This is a genomic window from Roseovarius sp. MBR-154 (assembly GCF_053628595.1).
Genome location: NZ_JBRJGR010000012.1, coordinates 1 through 17,054, shown reverse-complemented (window position 1 = coordinate 17,054; position 17,054 = coordinate 1). Strand labels below are relative to the sequence as shown.

The window sequence follows — 17,054 nt, the reverse complement described above, 5'->3', positions numbered from 1 at the left end:
CATGGCAACCGTAGAACTGGACGATATCAAGAAGCGCTTTGGCCCCACCGAGGTGATCAAGGGCGTGAGCGTCGATGTGGCGGATGGCGAATTCATCGTCATCGTCGGCCCCTCGGGCTGTGGCAAGTCCACGCTCCTGCGCATGGTCGCAGGGCTGGAGACGATCACCGAGGGCGAATTGCGCATCGGCGGCACCCGCGCCAATGACCTTGAGCCTATGGACCGCGACATTGCCATGGTGTTCCAGAACTACGCGCTCTACCCGCATATGAGCGTGGCGCAGAATATGGGCTATGGCCTGCGGATCGCGGGGCTGCCCAAGGCGGAGATCGCCGCCAAGGTGCAGGGCGCGGCAGAGTTGTTGCAACTGACCGAGTTGCTGGATCGCAAGCCCCGGCAGCTCTCGGGCGGCCAGCGGCAGCGCGTCGCCATGGGCCGCGCCATCGTGCGCGCGCCGAAGGTGTTTCTTTTCGACGAGCCGCTGTCCAATCTCGACGCCAAGCTGCGGGTGCAGATGCGGCTGGAAATCCGCGAGTTGCAGGCCAAGCTGGGGATCACCGCGCTCTACGTGACGCACGATCAGGTCGAGGCGATGACCATGGCCGACCGGATGATCGTGATGAACGAAGGCCGCGCCGAGCAGATCGGCACGCCGCTCGATGTCTATGAACGGCCCGCGAGCCTATTCGCCGCGCAGTTCATCGGCAGCCCGTCGATGAACGTGGTCGAGGCCGAGGGCCGCGACGACGCGTTGCATGTCGGTGACTTGCGTTTGCCCAATCCGACTGCCGCACAGGGCCCCGTCATGCTCGGGCTGCGCCCCGAGCATCTGGTGCCCGATCCTGAGGGCCCGATCACCATGCAGGTGCAACTGGCCGAGCCCTTGGGCGCCAACACGCTCTTGCATGGCAAACTGCCGGACGGGTCGGCGTTCACCGCCAGCCTCTCGGGAGTGCACAGCGTGGGCCATGGCGGCGAGGCGCTGCGCCTGTCGGTGACGCCCGCGCATATGCATTTCTTTGATAGGGCCACGGGCCAGCGATTGAGCTGAGACGCGCCCTATCCCCAGGTGGGGTGAAACCGGCCCGCAGGCGACAGCGTGAAAATCTCCGCCCCGTCTGCCGTCACCCCGACCGAATGCTCGAACTGCGCCGAGAGCGACTTGTCTCGGGTGACGGCGGTCCAGTCATCGGCTAGCACCTTAGTCTCGGCACGCCCGAGGTTGACCATCGGCTCGATGGTGAAGAACATGCCCTCCTCCAGCAGCGCGCCCGCACCCGCGCGCCCGTAATGCAGCACGTTGGGCGGCGCATGGAACACCCGGCCCAGCCCGTGGCCGCAGAAATCGCGCACCACCGACATGCGCCGCGCCTCGACATAGGCCTGAATCGCATGGCCGATATCGCCGAAGGTATTGCCCGGGCGCACCGCCTCGATCCCTTTCATCAGCGCGTCATGCGTCACCTGAATCAGCCGCTCGGCCTTGCGCCCCAGCTTGCCCGCCACATACATCCGGCTGGTATCGCCGAACCAGCCATCGACGATCACGGTCACGTCCACATTCAGGATATCGCCATCCTTGAGCACCTTGTCACCGGGAATGCCGTGGCAGACCACGTGATTGACGCTGATGCAACTGGCATGCTGATAGCCCTTGTAACCGATGGTGGCCGATTTGGCCCCGGCGGCGTTCACCTTCTCCTCGATCAGCGCATCAATCGCCCCGGTGGTCTGGCCCACGAACACATGGTCGGCGATCTCGTCAAGGATCATCGCCGCCAGCCGCCCTGCTTCATGCATGCCCGCGAAATCCGCCGCCTCGTGGATGCGGATGCCATCGCGTGTGGTGCGTCCCCGGTGTTTGTTCACATCTGGCCTCATGGTGTGGTCCGTTTCGTCTTTAATTAGGCCCATTTGCCCCAAAGGACCAGAGGCGCGTGCCTAGTCGTGATGCAAGCTGTGACCGAGCGTGATCTCAGCGGGGCTGATATCGGCGCGGTATGACAGCACCGTGACCCCCGCCGCGCGCGCCGCCTCCAGCGCGCGTGCATAGCCGGGGTCGATATCGCCCGCGACCCGCACCGTTTGCGCATCGGTGCGCTGCACAAGGTAGAACAGCACCGCCCGGTGCCCCGCCTGCGCGACCCTCGCCAATTCGCCCAGATGCTTTGCGCCACGCACGGTGACGCTGTCGGGAAACTCGGCCACGCCCGGCGCGCGCGAGAGGGTCACCGATTTCACCTCGACATAGGCGTCGGGCAGGCCCGCGCCCGACAGCATAAAGTCGATCCGGCTGTTTTCGCCGTATTTCTGTTCCGGGCGCACGGTCGCATAGCCCGCCAGTTCCGCGACCTCGCCCGCCTCCAATGCGGCTCGCAGCGCACGGTTGGGCAGGCCGGTATCGACGCCGGTGAAATGCCCGTTCTCGTGATCGACCAGCCGCCAGCCGTATTTCAACTTCTTCTTGGGGTCGTCATTCGGCTCCACCCAGATCCGCATGCCCGGCTCCGCCAGGCCCATCATCGAGCCGGGATTGGCGCAATGCGCAACCGCCTCATGGCCATCCTCCAGCCGGATATCGGCCAGGAACCGCTTGTAGCGGCGGATCAGCCGCGCGGGCACGAGAGGGGTTTGAAAGCGCATGCGCTGCGCCTATACCGAAGGCATCCGCAGATCAAGGAGGCCCCCATGCCCAACCCGAGTGCCGCCATGCTTGTCATCGGGGATGAAATCCTCTCCGGCCGGACGCGCGATGCCAACATGCATTACCTCGCCGGTGAACTGACCCGCGCAGGCATCGACCTGCGCGAGGTGCGGGTGGTCAGCGACGACCCCGACGCCATCGTTGCCGGCGTTCGGGCGCTGAGTGCGGCGTATGACGTGGTCTTCACCTCGGGCGGCATCGGCCCCACCCATGACGACATCACCGCCGAGAACGTCGCCCGCGCCTTTGATCGCCCCATTTCCGTGCGCGACGATGCCCGCGCCATTCTAAGCGCACATTACGCCGCCCGCGAGCAGAAGTTGAACGAGGCCCGACTGCGCATGGCCCGCATTCCCGACGGGGCCACCCTGATCGACAATCCGATCAGCGCCGCCCCCGGCTTCACCATCGAGAACGTGCATGTCATGGCCGGCGTGCCCTCGATCTTTCAGGCGATGCTGGCCTCGGTCCTGCCGACGATCACCGGCGGCGCGCCGCTTCTGTCGCAGACGCTCGAGGTGCGGCGCGGCGAGGGCGATATCGCCGGGCCGCTCACCGATCTGGCGGCGCGCTATCCGGACCTTTCCTTCGGCTCCTACCCGTTCATGCGCGACGGCTGTCACGGGGCCAATGTCGTGGTGCGCGGGCAGGATGGCGCACAGGTCGATGCGGCCATGGCCGAACTGTCAGGGATGTTCGCCGGATGACGCCCGACGCGCAGACGCTCTATGCCGTAACCGAGGCGACATGGCCCCCGGCGCGGATTGAGACGCACGGCCCGGTCACCATCCGCGACGGCGCGGGCGGCGGCAAGCGGGTCTCGGCGGCGACGGCGACGCGGGAGCTGACGGCTGAGGAACTGACTGACGCCGAGGCCGCGATGCGTGGGCTGGGGCAGGACGCATTGTTCCAGATCCGCGCAGGCGACGACGCACTCGACGCCATGCTGGCCGATCAGGGCTACCGCGTGGTCGATCCGGTCAACCTCTACGTCGCCCCGGTCGCCGCGCTGACCGGCACGCGCGCACCCCGCGTCACCACTTTCTCGGTCTGGGAGCCGCTCGAGATCATGCGCGAGATCTGGGCCGAGGGCGGCATCGGACCTGCCCGCATCGCGGTGATGGAACGCGCGACCTGCCCTAAAACCGGCCTGTTCGGGCGGCATGACAACCGCCCTGCCGCCGTGGGCTATGCCGGTCTGCATCAGGGCATCGCCATGGTCCACGCGCTCGAGGTGCGCGCAGCGCACCGGCGGGCCGGCATGGGCCGCTGGATGATGATCGAGGCCGCGCATTGGGCGGCACGCAACGGGGCCGCGCATATCGCCGTGCTCTGCACCCGGGCCAATACGGGGGCCAACGGCCTCTACGCTTCCATGGGCTTTGCCCCTGTGGGAGAGTATCACTACCGCCAGAAGGACTGAGCCATGACCAAGACCGATATGACCACAGCCCTCGACCTGCCGATGGTCGACCCGCTGCCCGACGAGACCCGCAAATATTTCGACATCTGCGAGGACAAGCTCGGGATGATCCCCAATGTGCTCAAGGCCTACGCCTTTGATATCGACAAGCTCAATGCCTTCACCGCGCTTTACAATGACCTGATGCTCGCCCCCTCGGGCCTGAGCAAGCTGGAGCGCGAGATGATCGCGGTGGTGGTCAGTTCGATTAACCGCTGCTGGTATTGCCAGGTCGCCCATGGCGCGGCGGTGCGGCAATTGTCCGGCGATCCGGCCTTGGGCGAGGCGATGGTGATGAACTGGCGCGCGGCCACGCTCGATGCCCGCCAGACCGCGATGCTGGGCTTTGCGGAAAAGATCACCAAGGCGTCCTCCGAGATCACCGAGGCGGATCGTGCCGCCCTGCGCGAGGCGGGCTTTGCCGATCGCGATATCTGGGACATCGCCAATGTCGCTGGGTTCTTCAACATGACCAACCGCGTCGCCTCGGCCACCGCCATGCAGCCCAATCCCGACTACCACGCACAGGCCCGGTGAGCGGGTTGCGCGCCGTACTCGCCTCTCTTCTGATCGGGCTTGGCCTGCCTGCCCAAGCGCTCGACCTGCCCCTGCCCGACGCCGCCGAGCAGACCGCCGACATCCTGCGCGAGGCCGATACGATCCGTCTCCCCTCGGGCCCCTATGAGGATGGTGCCCTGCCCCGGCTGCGGCTGGAGGGCGATATCCAAAGCCGCGCCTGGCGGCTGCCCAACCGCGGCCTTAACACCTTGCAGATGCTCAGCCCCTTACGCGACGCACTGGAAAAGGCCGGGTGGGAAGTGGTGTTCGACTGCGCCGCCGAGGAATGCGGCGGGTTCGACTTCCGTTTCAACACACCGGTGCTGCCCGCGCCCGCGATGTTCGTGGACCTGTTTGATTACCGCTACCTGCTGGCCGAGCGCGGCATTGGGGCCGCGGCCGAACACGCCATGCTGATGGTCAGTGCGGCAGGCGGGCGCGGCTATGTGCAGGCGACCCATGTGCGCCCCGCAGACCTTGCCACGGCCCCGCCAAATGAGCCGTCCGACACCGGGGCGGCATCCCCGACGCCTTTGGCCGACACCCTGCGCGCGCAGGGCCATGCAGTCCTCTCGGGGCTGGATTTCGGATCGGGCGCAGCCACGCTCGGACCCGGACCGCATGACAGCCTCGACGCCCTGGCCGAGGTACTGCTCGCAGCCCCCGAAATGCGGATCGCGCTGGTCGGACATACCGATGCGGTGGGCACGCTCGACAGCAATATTGCGCTCTCGCAGGCCCGCTCCGAGGCAGTGCGCGCGCGGCTGATCGAGGATCACGGCGTTGCCCCCGAGCGTATCGAGGCGCATGGCATCGGCTTTCTCTCGCCGCTTGCCACCAACCGGAGCGAGGCCGGCCGTGACAGAAACCGCCGGGTCGAGGCGGTGGTGATCGCGGGTTTCTAGCCCGCCATCGGGCGCGTTTCCAAGAGGGCGCGCGCATCAGCCGGACCGGTCCACATTCTCCGCCTCCCTCGCAAAACCGCCTTTCCGGCGCGCGCCAACCGCGCTAGCTTGCCGCCCATGTTCCCGATCCGCGATCATAACCCCTCTGGCCGGACGCCCTATGTCACCTATGCGCTCATCGCGTTCAATATCCTGATTTTCTTCAGCTATTGGTCGCTTTTCTCGGATGAGCGCGCCTTGACGCTGTTCTTCTACGACTGGGCCATGATCCCGGCCAAGGTCACGCAGGCAGGCGATTACACGGGGCTCTTCACCTCGATGTTCCTGCATGGCGGGCTGATGCATCTTGCGGGCAACATGCTGTTTTTGTGGATCTTCGGCGACAATATGGAGGACCGGATGGGCCACCTGCCCTATCTCGGATTCTATCTCGCCTCGGGCGTCATCGCGAGTCTCGCGCATATTCTGGGCGGCCCCGGTTCGATGGTGCCGACGGTCGGCGCGTCGGGGGCAATCGCCGGGGTGATGGGCGGATACCTTCTGCTCTTTCCCCGCGCGCGGGTCGATATCCTGTTGATCTTCATCATCTTCTTCCGGGTGATCACGATTCCGGCGGCGCTGATGCTGGCGCTCTGGTTCGCCTTTCAGGTTCTGGCCGGGCTTGGCAGCAGCGCACAGACCGGCGGTGTCGCCTATTGGGCGCATGCCGGTGGCTTCGTTGCGGGCGTGGTGCTGACGCTGCCGGTGTTCTGGCGGCTCGGCGGGCGGAGGTTCTGGGCCAGCCATAACGGCAAACCGCCCTATCCCGAAACCAGCTACCGCTTTCGCCGCACCCCCATCCCCCGTGTCCGGAGACGCCGATGAGCCAGCCCCTGACAGCCACCTGCCATTGCGGCACGGTCAAATTGCGGCTGCGCCCGCGCGACCCCGCGCTCGGCGATGTGCATCGCTGCGACTGCTCGTTCTGCCGCAGGCGCGGCCCCGCCACGGTCAGCGTCGCGCTCGCGGATCTGGAGGTCGTGCAGGGGGCCGAGGCGCTGACGCTCTACCAATGGGGCACCGGCACGGCGAAGCATTATTTCTGCCGGATTTGCGGGATTTACACCCATCATCAGCGCCGCTCCAATCCCGGCGAATACGGCGTCAATCTGGGGGCTATCGAGGGCGTGAACCCGCGCGATTTCGACCCGATCCCATGGGAGGATGGCGTCAATCATCCCTCGGATGCGTGACGCCACGCCTCACTCCGGGTCGCGGCTGCGCCCGGTCAGTCGACCGATCAGGAAGGACGTGCGCGGCGACCAGATATAGGCGGTGCGGGTCTCGGCGCCGGGGCGCATGCGCATGCGGACAAGGCCGAAAATAACCAATACAGCATGGCCCGCGGCGATCATCACGAACATCGCGGCAGGGCCGTAGACCTCGATCAGGGTGGAGGCCAAGAGGGGGGCGGCGATGGCGCCGACGGCGAAGAAGAACATCAGCGCCGCCGACAGTTCCACCCGCTCTGACGCATCGGCGAAATCATGGGCGTGGGCGGCGCAGACCGAGTAGATCGGAAAGGTGGTCATGCCGAAGAAGAACGCCGTCATCAGGATACCGAAGGTTTCGAGGTTGTGGGTCATCGCGGTGGTCAGGCTCGACAGGATCGCGGCGAGCGACAGGCCGATCAGAACCCACCGGCGATCATAGCGGTCGGCGAGCCAGCCGACGGGGTATTGCGCGACCGCCCCGCCCAGCACGAAGACCGCCAGAAACCCCGCGATCTGGTCGACAGCGAGGCCGACCTGACCGCCGTAGAGCGGCCCCACCATGCGGAACGAGGCCGAGGAGAGGGCGGCCACCAGAACGCCCGCTGCGGCGAGGGGCGAGCAGGCGATCAGGAGCATCGGGCGCAGGCGCGGGGCGGCGGGGGTTTCGGGCTCTCTGAGCCGTGACAGGGTGAGCGGCAGAAGCGCCGCGCAGCACAGCAGGGCCAGCAGGTTGTAGGAGACGTAAGAGGCTGGTGCCAATACGGAAATCAGCATTTGCGCGGCCAGGGATGCGCCCATGTCCACCACCCGGTAGACCCCCATGGTACGGCCCCGGGTTTCATTGGTGACCTTGGCCTGCAACCACGCCTCGATCACCGTGTAACAGCCCGCGACGCAGAGGCCCGAGGCGACCCGCATCAGCGACCAGGCATAGGGGTCGATCACCAGCATATGGGCCAGAAGACCGATCGCGCCCATGGCGGTGAAGGCGGCAAATGCGCGGCTGTGACCGATGGTGCCCATGAGGCGCGGGGCGACCCAGCAGCCGATGAAAAACCCCACGAAATGGGCCGATCCGAGCAGGCCGATCTGGGCTGTGGAGAAGTCGAGGGCAAGGCCCGAGAGGGCATCGAGCGGGCCCACCCCGCCGGTGGAAAGCTGGAGCAGAATGACCGACAGGAAGAGGGCCGCGAAGGAAATCATCAGGCGCATGGTGGGGCCAGAATGGCAGGATGCGGGGGGCGGGACCACATGTTTTCGACATGGCGGTGTCGGTTTCGGTCCAGAGGCCGCGAATCACGGTTAACGCCCGGAAATCACGGGGTTTTGCCGGGCTGTATCGCGTCGGTATCGCGTCGGTATTCCGTCGGTGCGGATTTCGGGGTGTGGTGGGGTTAATGGGGGGTGCGGTGGGGGAGTGGATATGGGCGCCTCGGAAGGCCGGGTGGCTGGTCTTTTGTTGAGGTCTATGCGAATGACCACAAGGCGCAGTAATTCGACTTTGCAAAATTTGGGCAGTTTCCCGACAGCGACCATTCGTGCTGTGTCCGGCGGAACCAAGTCCGAAGGAGAGAACGCTTGCCAATACAAGAACTCTAGAACGCCCAAATTACGCCAAACTCGTCACCTAATTTCCTCGAGTAGTTCGTTCAGTATTATTCATATCAATAGAAAGTCGAGGGACGGGGCAAAAATGACGGCGCATGCACAAGACATTGGCTTGATCGGCAGCAAGCAGCAGATTGAGGTCGCCCCAGCTCTCGTTCGAGCAGCCCGAAGCAGTGGCAAAAATCCTCTATCTATCTGGCTTGACTACAGGAAACTGAAGCGCGGGCGAGGCAAGATTCGGTTCTACGAATACATGCTCTATGAACTCTACGACAAAAAACGCTGGAGCGATGAGGATCGCTCTCGGTTTGTTTCAGCCCACATCCATTGGCCTATCTCCAACGCATGCAATGACACAAGTTGGTGGGCAGTTACTGAAGACAAATGGTTGTCCTCAAGCTTTTTGAGCCGGCACGGTCTGCCCGTTCCTGTAATCGCCGCTGTTTTCGACCAAGGGCCGCGAAGCTTTCCCGATGTTCCGAAGTTGGGAACGGCGGAAGACCTCAGGTCATTCTTTGCCGCAGGACCGGCTTTTCCTCTTTTCGCCAAGCCGGTGAGGGGCATGTGGAGCGCAGGCGCATTCCGCATCAACGGCTGTACCGATTCTCATATTCTGATCGAAGGTCAGGACCCGGTCACATTTGAGGAGTTGGCGGAAAAGATCTTTGGAGACCAGAGCTACCTGATCCAAGAATGCCTAACCCCGCACAGTTTTTTTGATGGCCTCACAGGTGCGATAGGGACTGTGCGATCGCTAAACCTGATCGGTAAGAACGGACTGAACGTTCCCTTCACGGCGCTGAAGCTTCCAATGCAGAGTAACGTGGCCGATAACTTTTGGCGGCCAGGCAATCTGCTGAGTCAGCTGGACCCTGAGACCGGAACGGTCTTGACGATTGTAGACGCACAGGACGGGACCCGTGTTGCATACGACAGCCTGCCAGGTTCTGCGCGCAAGCTAATTGGTGAGCAACTGCCCATGTGGTCGGAATTGAGGGCGATGAACGAAAAAGTTGCGCTTCTGCATGGGGCGAACAGGTATGGCTCAACCGATATTGCGTTGACCGAGGATGGACCAGTCGTCGTTGAGGTAAACTCGGGTTGTGCCTTTGAATTAATGCAGATGGCCACAGGGAAAGGACTGTTGAGCGACGAGATGCTTGCCTTCTTCCGAGAGTCCGGCGCAAAAATATAGAACGAGTGCCCCCTGACGAAAAACCATGCCGGTTCAGAGAAGTGCTTCTGCGTCAAATCACGCAGACAATCTTCTCGGGAGAGCTTTGACGTCTGAGGCGTTTCCATTTCGTAAGCGACTCGATTGGAAACAGACCAAATTCACCGTTGACAGAGTATGAAAGGGTTGCAGTTTCACCAGTTCGCAACCGGCGAGGTGAAGGTCAGCGAAAGCAGACCCTAAGCAATACCAGTGGCTACCCTTCGGATTGAGACGGGTCTTTGAAGGCAAATCTATTGAGGATAACTTTTCCGCATCTCGACCTTTCCATCAGCGTGGCGCTGGCGTCCGCTTTTGCTACCTCGTGCGTCCCGCACCATGCCCGCTTCGGGGCTGAGAGCGGTCACTCTTCGAAAAGAACGTATGCTCTTGTCCTCCCCTACCTCTCAATCCGCGCCACAATCCTCAGGTCGATCAGCGGCCCGACGAGATCCGCGAAGCCAGTGGCACCGAAATCGTGCCGGTCGATCTGGCCTGTCAGCAGCACGGTGAGGTGGTCGAGGTCGCGGGCCTCGGTGCCGCGCTGGCGGTAGAGGCCTGCGGTCAGCGTCACCGGGCGGGTCACGCCGCGCAGGGTGAGGTGGCCCTCGACCGTCGCGGCCTGCAGGGTGCCGGTGATGCGGGTGGAGCGGAAGGTGATCACAGGGTGGCGCGCGGTGTCGAGCACCTGGGGCCCGCGCATCGCCTCGGTGGCGAAGAACACGCCCGCGCGGGCCGCGCGCGCGTCGAGCGTGACGGTGACGCGGCTGGTGGTGAGGTTGGCGAGGTCGACCGATATCTCGGCCGCGCGCACCGGCATGGTGCCCGCCGTCTCGGCCTGCCCGAGCCGGTAGGTGAAGCCCACCGAGGAGCGGGTGGTGTCGAGCCGGTAGGCCTCGGGCGCGGCGGTGGTCTGCGTGGCACTGAGGCAGAGGGCGAGGGCGAGCGTTCGGATCATGCCCTTGGGTATACGCGCGGGGGCGGGGGGCGGATGTCACGTTTGCTTGAGCGCCCATGCGCCGGGCTGTCCGCTCAGGTGCCATGCGGCGGGCGCGGCGTCGCGGGCGCGGCGGCGCTCAAGCTGCCAGCGGTCGGTGTCGAGGTCATGCGCGGGGGCCATGTGCCAGCGGCTCTCGACCCCCGGCGCGCCGCCCTCGCCCGGTGTCAGGATCAGGCCGAGGGGGCGGTGGTGGCCGCGCGTGGCACCTTCCTCGGCGGCGAGATGCAGGCGGCGCACGGGGGTGAGGCCCGGCGGGCCGGGCAGGTCGGCGATGACAAGCGGCGTGGCGCCGCTGCGCAGCGCCTCTTCCATGCACCAGAGCAGCTCCTCGCGCCGCTGGGGCGTGACGAAGAGCAGGCGCTCAGGGCCGTTGTCGGGGCCGGTGAGGGGGCAGGCGCCTTCGGGGTTGAGGCGGTCGGTGGCCCATGCGGGCGCGATCCAGAGCACCGGGCCGCGCGTGGCCCCGATGAGCAGGGCGGCGAGGCTGTGGCGGGCGGGGCCGCAGCCCTCATGCAGGCGGGCCTGGGTGAAGGGCAGCGCGCCCAGCAGGCGCAGGGCCGGGCGCGGGCGGTGGTTCTGGCGGGTGAGGAGCGCGGTATCCATGGGGGCGAGCATAGTATGTTCGCGTATTGTTCTCAAGTGGGCTGGCGCGCGAGGATGTCGCGCTAGTCCTTCAGCAACCGGTCGGCCTTTTTGCGCACCAGCACCGTGCGCAGATCATGCATCGCCAGCAGGAGCGCATCCGTCACCTGCTCCAGCTGCGCATCGGTGGCGCGCGACTGCGCCCAATGGGTGGTGGTGTTGAGGTAATCCACGGCCCGCAGGATATCGTCGATATCGCGGTGCTCGAGGAGCGCCTGCCGCTCGGTCATCCACTCGGTGATCGCGGCGATATCGGCCTCGCTCAGCTCGCGGTCGCCATGCGGCTTGATCTCGGACTTGCGGATATTGACGACGGCGATCTGGTCCATGTCGATCCGGCGCTGCCGGTTCTCGGTATCGACGCGGAACACGAAGGCCCCGTTCTCGCGGACCCGGAAGTAGTAATCGGGGAGATCGCCCGCCATGCCCGTCCCTATCTCAGCCCTTCGCAGAACGCCTGTATCCGCCCGCAGGCCTCTTTCAGCGCGTCGTCCGACGTAGCGTAGCTGACCCGGAAGTTCGGCGAAAGTCCGAAGGCCGCGCCGAAGACCACGGCGACGCCGGTCTCTTCCAGAAGGGCGGTGGCGAAGGCCTCGTCATCCTCGATCAGCGCGCCGCCGGCGCTGGTCTTACCGATCAGCCCGGCAATCGACGGGTAGACGTAGAAGGCCCCGTTGGGCACCGGGCATTCGATCCCGTCGATCTCGTTCAGCATCGACACCACCAGATCGCGGCGGCGCGTGAAAACGGCGTTGTTCTCAGCGATGAAATCATGGCTGCCATTCAGCGCCTCGACCGCCGCCCATTGGCTGATCGTGCAGGGGTTGGAGGTGCTCTGCGACTGGATCTTGCGCATCGCCGCGATCAGCCGTTCCGGCCCCGCCGCATAGCCGATCCGCCAGCCAGTCATGCAATAGGCCTTGGAGACGCCGTTGCAGGTCAGCGTGCGGTCATAAAGGCCGGGCTCCACCTGGACGGGGGTGCAGAACTGAAAATCGTCATAGGCGAGGTGTTCATACATGTCGTCGGTCATCACCCAGACATGGGGGTGCCGCAAGAGCACGTCGGTCAGGCCCTTCAACTCGTCCCATGTATAGCCCGCCCCGGTGGGATTCGACGGCGAGTTAAAGATGAACCAGCGGGTTTTCGGCGTGATTGCGGCTTTGAGCGCCTCTGGCGTCAGCTTGAACCCGGTCTCGATGCCCGCAGGCACCACCACCGGCTCGCCCCCCGCCAAGAGCACCATGTCGGGATAGCTCACCCAATAGGGCGCGGGGATGACCACCTCGTCACCGGGATTGAGCGTCGCCATCAGCGCGTTGTAGAGGATCTGCTTGCCGCCCGAGGCAACACTGACCTGTGCGGGCATATAATCCAGCCCGTTATCGCGCTTGAACTTGGCGCAGATCGCCGCCTTCAATTCAGGGATGCCATCGACGGCGGTGTATTTCGTCTTGCCCTCTTCGATGGCGCGGATGCCCGCCGCCTTGATATGGTCGGGCGTGTCGAAATCCGGCTCTCCGGCGCCGAGGCCAATCACGTCGCGCCCCGCCGCTTTCAGCTCCTGCGCCTTTGTCGTCACCGCGATGGTGGGCGAGGGTTTCACGCGCGATAATGTCGCTGACAGATCGGACATGGCCGCCTCCGGTTTGAATTCACCTGACAGGTGTCATAGGGTGCGCCCAAAGGTTGATCAAGAACGATCGCCGGAAAGGGATGAGATGACAACAGACACCAATGACAGCTGGTTCGACCCCGATGCCACCACCTTCGGCGACCGCGTGGCGGGCGCGCGCGAGCGCGCGGGCATGACCCAAGGCGATCTTGCCAAGCGCCTCGGCGTGAAGCTCAAGACACTCAAGGCCTGGGAGGACGACCAGTCCGAGCCGCGCGCCAACAAGCTGTCGATGATGGCGGGGCTCTTGAATGTCTCGCTGCTCTGGCTGCTCTCGGGCGAGGGCGACGGGCCGGACACTCCTGCGGTTGGCGAGTTGTCCCCCGATATCAGCCAGATGCTGACCGAGATCCGCGATATCCGCGCGCAACTGACCTTTTCCACCGACCGTCTGGGCCGGATCGAGAAGACCCTGCGCGCCAAGCTGCGGCAAGAAGCCGGTGAGTGACGAACCGCGCCAGCACCGTCTCAGGCGCCTCTCGATGCGCTCCATGCGGCGCGGCATCAAGGAGATGGACATCATCCTGAGCCGCTATGCCGAGGCCCGGCTGGCGGCGATGGACGAAGACACCCTTGCGCTTTACGACTCGTTCCTGTCGGAGAACGATCAGGATCTCTACCAGTGGGTGACCGGCCAGGTCGCTACCCCGGCGCGCTTTGCCGATCTGGTCAGCGACATCTCGGGCGTGGCCTGTTCGGGAAAATAGATCGGATTTTAGCCGTTCTTGTCGCGGTTTAACAGATTATTGGGCTTTTTGGCCCAGTTTCCGATGCGAGCAGACACGCACGGAGACGGATATGAGTTTTCAAAAACCCCTGAGCCCTCCGACCGGGCATACCGCGTTCATCACGGCCTATCTCGACGCGCTGTCACTGGTGGAGCGGCTGCACCGGCTGTTGCTCGACGTCATCAAGGACGAGTTCGAGCGCCTCGGCATCCTCGATATCAACGCGGTGCAGGGGCTCTTGCTGTTCAACATCGGCGATCACGAGGTCACCGCGGGCGAGCTCAAGACGCGCGGTTACTACCAAGGCAGCAATGTCAGCTACAACCTCAAGAAACTGGTGGAGATGGGTTATATGCACCACCAGCGCTGCGAGGTGGATCGCCGCTCGGTCCGGGTGCGCCTGACGGAAAAGGGGCGTGGCATCCGCGATGTGGTGGCGGGGCTTTTCGCCCGTCATGCGGTGGGGCTGGAGGGGCGCGGCGTGCTCGGCCCCGACGGGATCGACCAGATCACCTCGTCGCTGCGCCGGGTGGAGCGGTACTGGACCGACCAGATCCGCTATATCTACTGAGCGGGCAGCGCGCCCAGCACGATATCGCTGATCTCGCGGAAGAGCTTGCGGCCCATGGCACGCTCGAAATCCTCGAAGCCCTGCGCCAGTTCCAGAAACGCGCCGGGGCCGCGCAGCACCTCGTCGCGATACTGCCGCAGAACCTCGGCGTCATGGCCGAGGATCACCAGCCCGTTCACCGTGATCCCCTGAAACGGGAAATGCTTGTAGGCCAGCGCCGGGGGAAAGCCCTGGTTGTTGACCCCGTCGCCCGACACGTCGATCACCCGCCGGGCACAGTCCGGCGCGCGGGTCATCACCTGCGCGCCATAGCCCAGAGCCGAGCCGAGCGCGGTGGGATACTCCGAGGTCGAGCGTTCCATCCCCGCCAGACCCGCCGCCGCGCGGGTGATGTCGGCGTGGCTGCGCAGATAGGTCCAGTCGAGATGCAGCTTTTCCTGAAACCGCCCGCTCCATTCATAGACGGCGAGCGCGACATCGCCCTCGCCGGTCAGAATGGCGTGCCGGATATCGGGCGCATCGAGGGCCGCCGCGAGCCCCATGCGCTGCAGATCATATTCCCGCGCATCGACCGAGGACGACACGTCGAGCGCCAGCAGCAGCGCGAGGCGGCAGGCCGCCTCTGCCGGGGCCGCGAACAGCCCCGACAAGAGAACCGCCCATCTTACCAATGGCCGGTGTTTTCCATGCTCGCCCAGGGCTCGGCGGGCTCCAGCGCGTCGCCCTCCTGCAACAACTCGACCGAGATGTTGTCGGGGCTGCGCACAAACGCCATGCGCCCGTCGCGCGGCGGGCGGTTGATCACCACGCCATTGTCCTGCAGATGCTGGCACATCTCGTAGATATTGCCGACCGAATAGGCCAGATGGCCGAAATGCCGGCTGTCCGAGGGCAGCCCCTCGTCGCCATCCCAGTTGTAAGTCAGCTCCACCGGGCACTCTTCCTGCCCTTCGGGCGCCATGAAGATCAGCGTGAAGCGGCCCCCTTCATTGTCCCAGCGGCGGGTTTCCTTGAGACCCAGCAGGCCAAAGAACCGCATCGTCGCGTCCAGATCCTTGACCCGGACCATGGTGTGCAGATACCTGATTTTCATCCTATGCCTCCGTGTTTGCGTCTGCGCAGAGGATAGTGGCCCGCGCCCCGATGTCGAGGGGGCAAAGCCGCCGCCAGAAACACCCGATATCGGCTTGGCGCAACCGCCCCCCGCAAGATATAGTGGGCAGCGACTCATCTCAGCCCATGACCAGACAATCACCAGCCCATGAAAGGCCCCGCCATGCCCCTCAGCCCAGATCAGCAGGCCGAAATCGACGCGCAGCGCCGCGAGACGCAGCAGACCCTGCGCGCCACCGCCCCGGGAATGGAAAAGCATCTCTATACCGCGCATCCGGTGCTTGATCACGGCTTCGTGCGGGTGATCGACTATATGGGCGACGATGCCGCGATCTGTCAGGCGGCGCGGGTGTCCTACGGGCGCGGCACCAAATCCGTGAGCAATGACGAGGGACTCATCCGCTACCTGATGCGGCACTGGCATTCGACCCCGTTCGAGATGTGCGAGATCAAGCTGCATGTCAAACTGCCGGTTTTCGTGGCGCGGCAGTGGATCCGGCACCGCACCGCCAACGTCAACGAATATTCCGCGCGCTACTCGATCCTCGACCGGGAGTTCTACATCCCCGCGCCCGACGCGCTCGCCGCGCAATCGACCACCAACAATCAGGGGCGTGGAGCGGCGCTCGAGGGTGAGGAGGCCGACCGCGTGCTGCGCCTGCTGACCGAGGACGCGATGCGCTGCTATGACCATTACGAGGCGATGATCTCGGACGAGGGGCAGCAGGGGCTGGCGCGCGAACTGGCCCGCATGAACCTGCCCGCCAATATCTATACGCAATGGTACTGGAAGGTCGATCTGCACAACCTGCTGCATTTCCTGCGGCTGCGGGCGGATGCCCACGCGCAATACGAAATCCGGGTCTATGCCGAGGCGATCTGCGACATCGTCGCGGATTGGGTGCCCGCCGCCTACAAGGCCTTCGCCGACTACCGCATGGGCGGTGCGACGCTCTCGGCCACGGCGCTTGAGTGCGTGCGGCGGATGTTGAAGGGGGAAGAGGTGACGCAGGAGAATTCCGGCATGAGCAAGGGGGAATGGCGGGAGTTTGAGGGGGTGATTGGGGGGTGATTTATGAGACGTTTCTCTGAACGCCATGGGATAATTGAACCAAGAATTGTAGTCCAAAGAGAAGGAATGGATCAGCGACTTTGGAGTCGTCTATGGTCTGCCATGGGCCGGTGTTTTTGGAACCATTTTGAACGGTTTGTTGATTCCCACGACGATTTTACGAATTTTGTATTGTACAAAATTCAAGATGAGTTCCTAGGAAAGCCGACAGATGAAATTGATGACTCTGTTCGTAGATTCATAGCGCAATTAAAAGGCCAATTCACGCCGCGAAATTGGAATGAATTTTATGACTTAGCTCAGTTCTTAGCTGATCTTTCGAAACTATCAAATACCGGTCCGCCCTTCTCTCAAGTTCGTCAGCACGCGGAGTTTTTCATTATTGAAGCAAACGAGGTTCTTGAGGCTGAAAAATCGGCGTATCGCTTTGTGGGAGGAGAGTTAGTTGAAATAATTGAGCTGCCCCCCGAAATTCGGACACTGACATAAGCTACGATTTGCAGTCTGCTGATCTTCGACGAGAAGGAGATCAGAGATGTCGAAACGCAAA

At 64.0% G+C, this 17,054-nt stretch carries 22 protein-coding genes; 13 read left to right on the top strand and 9 right to left on the bottom strand.

The annotated features are described in order from the left end of the window. Position 1: 1 nt before the first annotated feature. Positions 2-1,051 carry an ABC transporter ATP-binding protein gene (locus tag ACSSV4_RS14655; RefSeq protein ID WP_454275878.1) on the top strand — a complete coding sequence of 350 codons (1,050 nt, stop codon included), beginning with the start codon at positions 2-4 and terminating at the stop codon, positions 1,049-1,051. A gap of 8 nt (positions 1,052-1,059) precedes the next feature. On the opposite strand, the gene map is transcribed toward ACSSV4_RS14655, so the two are convergent. Together map and sfsA are read right to left on the bottom strand one after the other, a co-directional pair. Then, positions 1,060-1,881, bottom strand: a complete 822-nt coding sequence (map, locus tag ACSSV4_RS14650; RefSeq protein ID WP_454275877.1) for a type I methionyl aminopeptidase — start codon at positions 1,879-1,881, stop codon at positions 1,060-1,062. A gap of 60 nt (positions 1,882-1,941) precedes the next feature. Further along, on the bottom strand, positions 1,942-2,643 hold the full coding sequence (gene sfsA, locus ACSSV4_RS14645) for a DNA/RNA nuclease SfsA (RefSeq protein ID WP_454275876.1): 702 nt from the start codon (positions 2,641-2,643) through the stop codon (positions 1,942-1,944). 45 nt (positions 2,644-2,688) lie between these two features. Between sfsA and ACSSV4_RS14640 the strand changes: the two genes are divergently transcribed. The 6 genes from ACSSV4_RS14640 (at position 2,689) to ACSSV4_RS14615 (ending at position 6,861) form a co-directional block, all read left to right on the top strand. Continuing rightward, on the top strand, positions 2,689-3,411 hold the full coding sequence (locus tag ACSSV4_RS14640) for a competence/damage-inducible protein A (RefSeq protein WP_454275875.1): 723 nt from the start codon (positions 2,689-2,691) through the stop codon (positions 3,409-3,411). Continuing rightward, the gene (locus ACSSV4_RS14635) at positions 3,408-4,127 is read left to right on the top strand and encodes a GNAT family N-acetyltransferase (protein ID WP_454275874.1); all 720 of its coding nucleotides are present in this window, start codon (positions 3,408-3,410) and stop codon (positions 4,125-4,127) included. Before ACSSV4_RS14640 ends, ACSSV4_RS14635 begins: the two co-directional genes overlap by 4 nt. 3 nt (positions 4,128-4,130) lie before the next feature. Continuing rightward, the gene (locus ACSSV4_RS14630) at positions 4,131-4,703 is read left to right on the top strand and encodes a peroxidase-related enzyme (RefSeq protein WP_454275873.1); all 573 of its coding nucleotides are present in this window, start codon (positions 4,131-4,133) and stop codon (positions 4,701-4,703) included. Further along, on the top strand, positions 4,700-5,629 hold the full coding sequence (locus ACSSV4_RS14625) for an OmpA family protein (protein WP_454275872.1): 930 nt from the start codon (positions 4,700-4,702) through the stop codon (positions 5,627-5,629). The genes ACSSV4_RS14630 and ACSSV4_RS14625 overlap by 4 nt, the downstream gene beginning before the upstream one ends. Before the next feature lie 117 nt (positions 5,630-5,746). Beyond that, positions 5,747-6,493: a rhomboid family intramembrane serine protease gene (locus ACSSV4_RS14620; RefSeq protein WP_454275871.1), complete on the top strand. Its 747-nt coding sequence runs from the start codon at positions 5,747-5,749 to the stop codon at positions 6,491-6,493. Then, the gene (locus tag ACSSV4_RS14615; protein ID WP_454275870.1) at positions 6,490-6,861 is read left to right on the top strand and encodes a GFA family protein; all 372 of its coding nucleotides are present in this window, start codon (positions 6,490-6,492) and stop codon (positions 6,859-6,861) included. Before ACSSV4_RS14620 ends, ACSSV4_RS14615 begins: the two co-directional genes overlap by 4 nt. Before the next feature lie 9 nt (positions 6,862-6,870). On the opposite strand, the gene ACSSV4_RS14610 is transcribed toward ACSSV4_RS14615, so the two are convergent. Then, positions 6,871-8,094 carry an MFS transporter gene (locus tag ACSSV4_RS14610; protein WP_454275869.1) on the bottom strand — a complete coding sequence of 408 codons (1,224 nt, stop codon included), beginning with the start codon at positions 8,092-8,094 and terminating at the stop codon, positions 6,871-6,873. A 481-nt stretch (positions 8,095-8,575) separates the two neighbouring features. Between ACSSV4_RS14610 and ACSSV4_RS14605 the strand changes: the two genes are divergently transcribed. After that, positions 8,576-9,685: a sugar-transfer associated ATP-grasp domain-containing protein gene (locus ACSSV4_RS14605; protein WP_454275868.1), complete on the top strand. Its 1,110-nt coding sequence runs from the start codon at positions 8,576-8,578 to the stop codon at positions 9,683-9,685. A gap of 418 nt (positions 9,686-10,103) precedes the next feature. Here the strand turns inward: ACSSV4_RS14605 and ACSSV4_RS14600 are convergent, their stop codons facing one another. The 4 genes from ACSSV4_RS14600 to ACSSV4_RS14585 all read right to left on the bottom strand — a co-directional run bounded on the left by ACSSV4_RS14600 (position 10,104) and on the right by ACSSV4_RS14585 (position 12,981). Next, positions 10,104-10,661 carry a YceI family protein gene (locus tag ACSSV4_RS14600; protein WP_454275867.1) on the bottom strand — a complete coding sequence of 186 codons (558 nt, stop codon included), beginning with the start codon at positions 10,659-10,661 and terminating at the stop codon, positions 10,104-10,106. A gap of 36 nt (positions 10,662-10,697) precedes the next feature. Then, the gene (locus ACSSV4_RS14595) at positions 10,698-11,306 is read right to left on the bottom strand and encodes an ImuA family protein (RefSeq protein WP_454275866.1); all 609 of its coding nucleotides are present in this window, start codon (positions 11,304-11,306) and stop codon (positions 10,698-10,700) included. A 62-nt stretch (positions 11,307-11,368) separates the two neighbouring features. Beyond that, positions 11,369-11,770, bottom strand: a complete 402-nt coding sequence (locus ACSSV4_RS14590; RefSeq protein WP_454275865.1) for a hypothetical protein — start codon at positions 11,768-11,770, stop codon at positions 11,369-11,371. A gap of 8 nt (positions 11,771-11,778) precedes the next feature. Next, complete coding sequence (locus tag ACSSV4_RS14585; RefSeq protein WP_454275864.1) at positions 11,779-12,981, bottom strand: pyridoxal phosphate-dependent aminotransferase; 1,203 nt, start codon at positions 12,979-12,981, stop codon at positions 11,779-11,781. 85 nt (positions 12,982-13,066) lie between these two features. Here ACSSV4_RS14585 and ACSSV4_RS14580 point away from each other — a divergent pair, with 85 nt between their 5' ends. The 3 genes from ACSSV4_RS14580 to ACSSV4_RS14570 all read left to right on the top strand — a co-directional run bounded on the left by ACSSV4_RS14580 (position 13,067) and on the right by ACSSV4_RS14570 (position 14,319). Then, positions 13,067-13,468, top strand: a complete 402-nt coding sequence (locus ACSSV4_RS14580) for a helix-turn-helix domain-containing protein (RefSeq protein WP_454275863.1) — start codon at positions 13,067-13,069, stop codon at positions 13,466-13,468. A gap of 34 nt (positions 13,469-13,502) precedes the next feature. Next, positions 13,503-13,727 (top strand): succinate dehydrogenase assembly factor 2, encoded by a 225-nt coding sequence (locus ACSSV4_RS14575; protein ID WP_454275862.1) that lies wholly within the window; start codon positions 13,503-13,505, stop codon positions 13,725-13,727. Between the two features lie 91 nt (positions 13,728-13,818). Next, on the top strand, positions 13,819-14,319 hold the full coding sequence (locus ACSSV4_RS14570; RefSeq protein ID WP_454275861.1) for a MarR family winged helix-turn-helix transcriptional regulator: 501 nt from the start codon (positions 13,819-13,821) through the stop codon (positions 14,317-14,319). On the opposite strand, the gene ACSSV4_RS14565 is transcribed toward ACSSV4_RS14570, so the two are convergent. Continuing rightward, positions 14,313-14,969 (bottom strand): DUF1194 domain-containing protein, encoded by a 657-nt coding sequence (locus ACSSV4_RS14565; RefSeq protein WP_454275860.1) that lies wholly within the window; start codon positions 14,967-14,969, stop codon positions 14,313-14,315. The genes ACSSV4_RS14570 and ACSSV4_RS14565 overlap by 7 nt on opposite strands. 14 nt (positions 14,970-14,983) lie before the next feature. Continuing rightward, complete coding sequence (locus tag ACSSV4_RS14560) at positions 14,984-15,412, bottom strand: VOC family protein (protein WP_454275859.1); 429 nt, start codon at positions 15,410-15,412, stop codon at positions 14,984-14,986. Between the two features lie 183 nt (positions 15,413-15,595). Here ACSSV4_RS14560 and thyX point away from each other — a divergent pair, with 183 nt between their 5' ends. Next, positions 15,596-16,504 carry an FAD-dependent thymidylate synthase gene (thyX, locus tag ACSSV4_RS14555; protein WP_454275858.1) on the top strand — a complete coding sequence of 303 codons (909 nt, stop codon included), beginning with the start codon at positions 15,596-15,598 and terminating at the stop codon, positions 16,502-16,504. Between the two features lie 3 nt (positions 16,505-16,507). Beyond that, on the top strand, positions 16,508-16,993 hold the full coding sequence (locus ACSSV4_RS14550; protein ID WP_454275857.1) for an AbiJ-NTD4 domain-containing protein: 486 nt from the start codon (positions 16,508-16,510) through the stop codon (positions 16,991-16,993). Positions 16,994-17,054 lie beyond the last annotated feature (61 nt).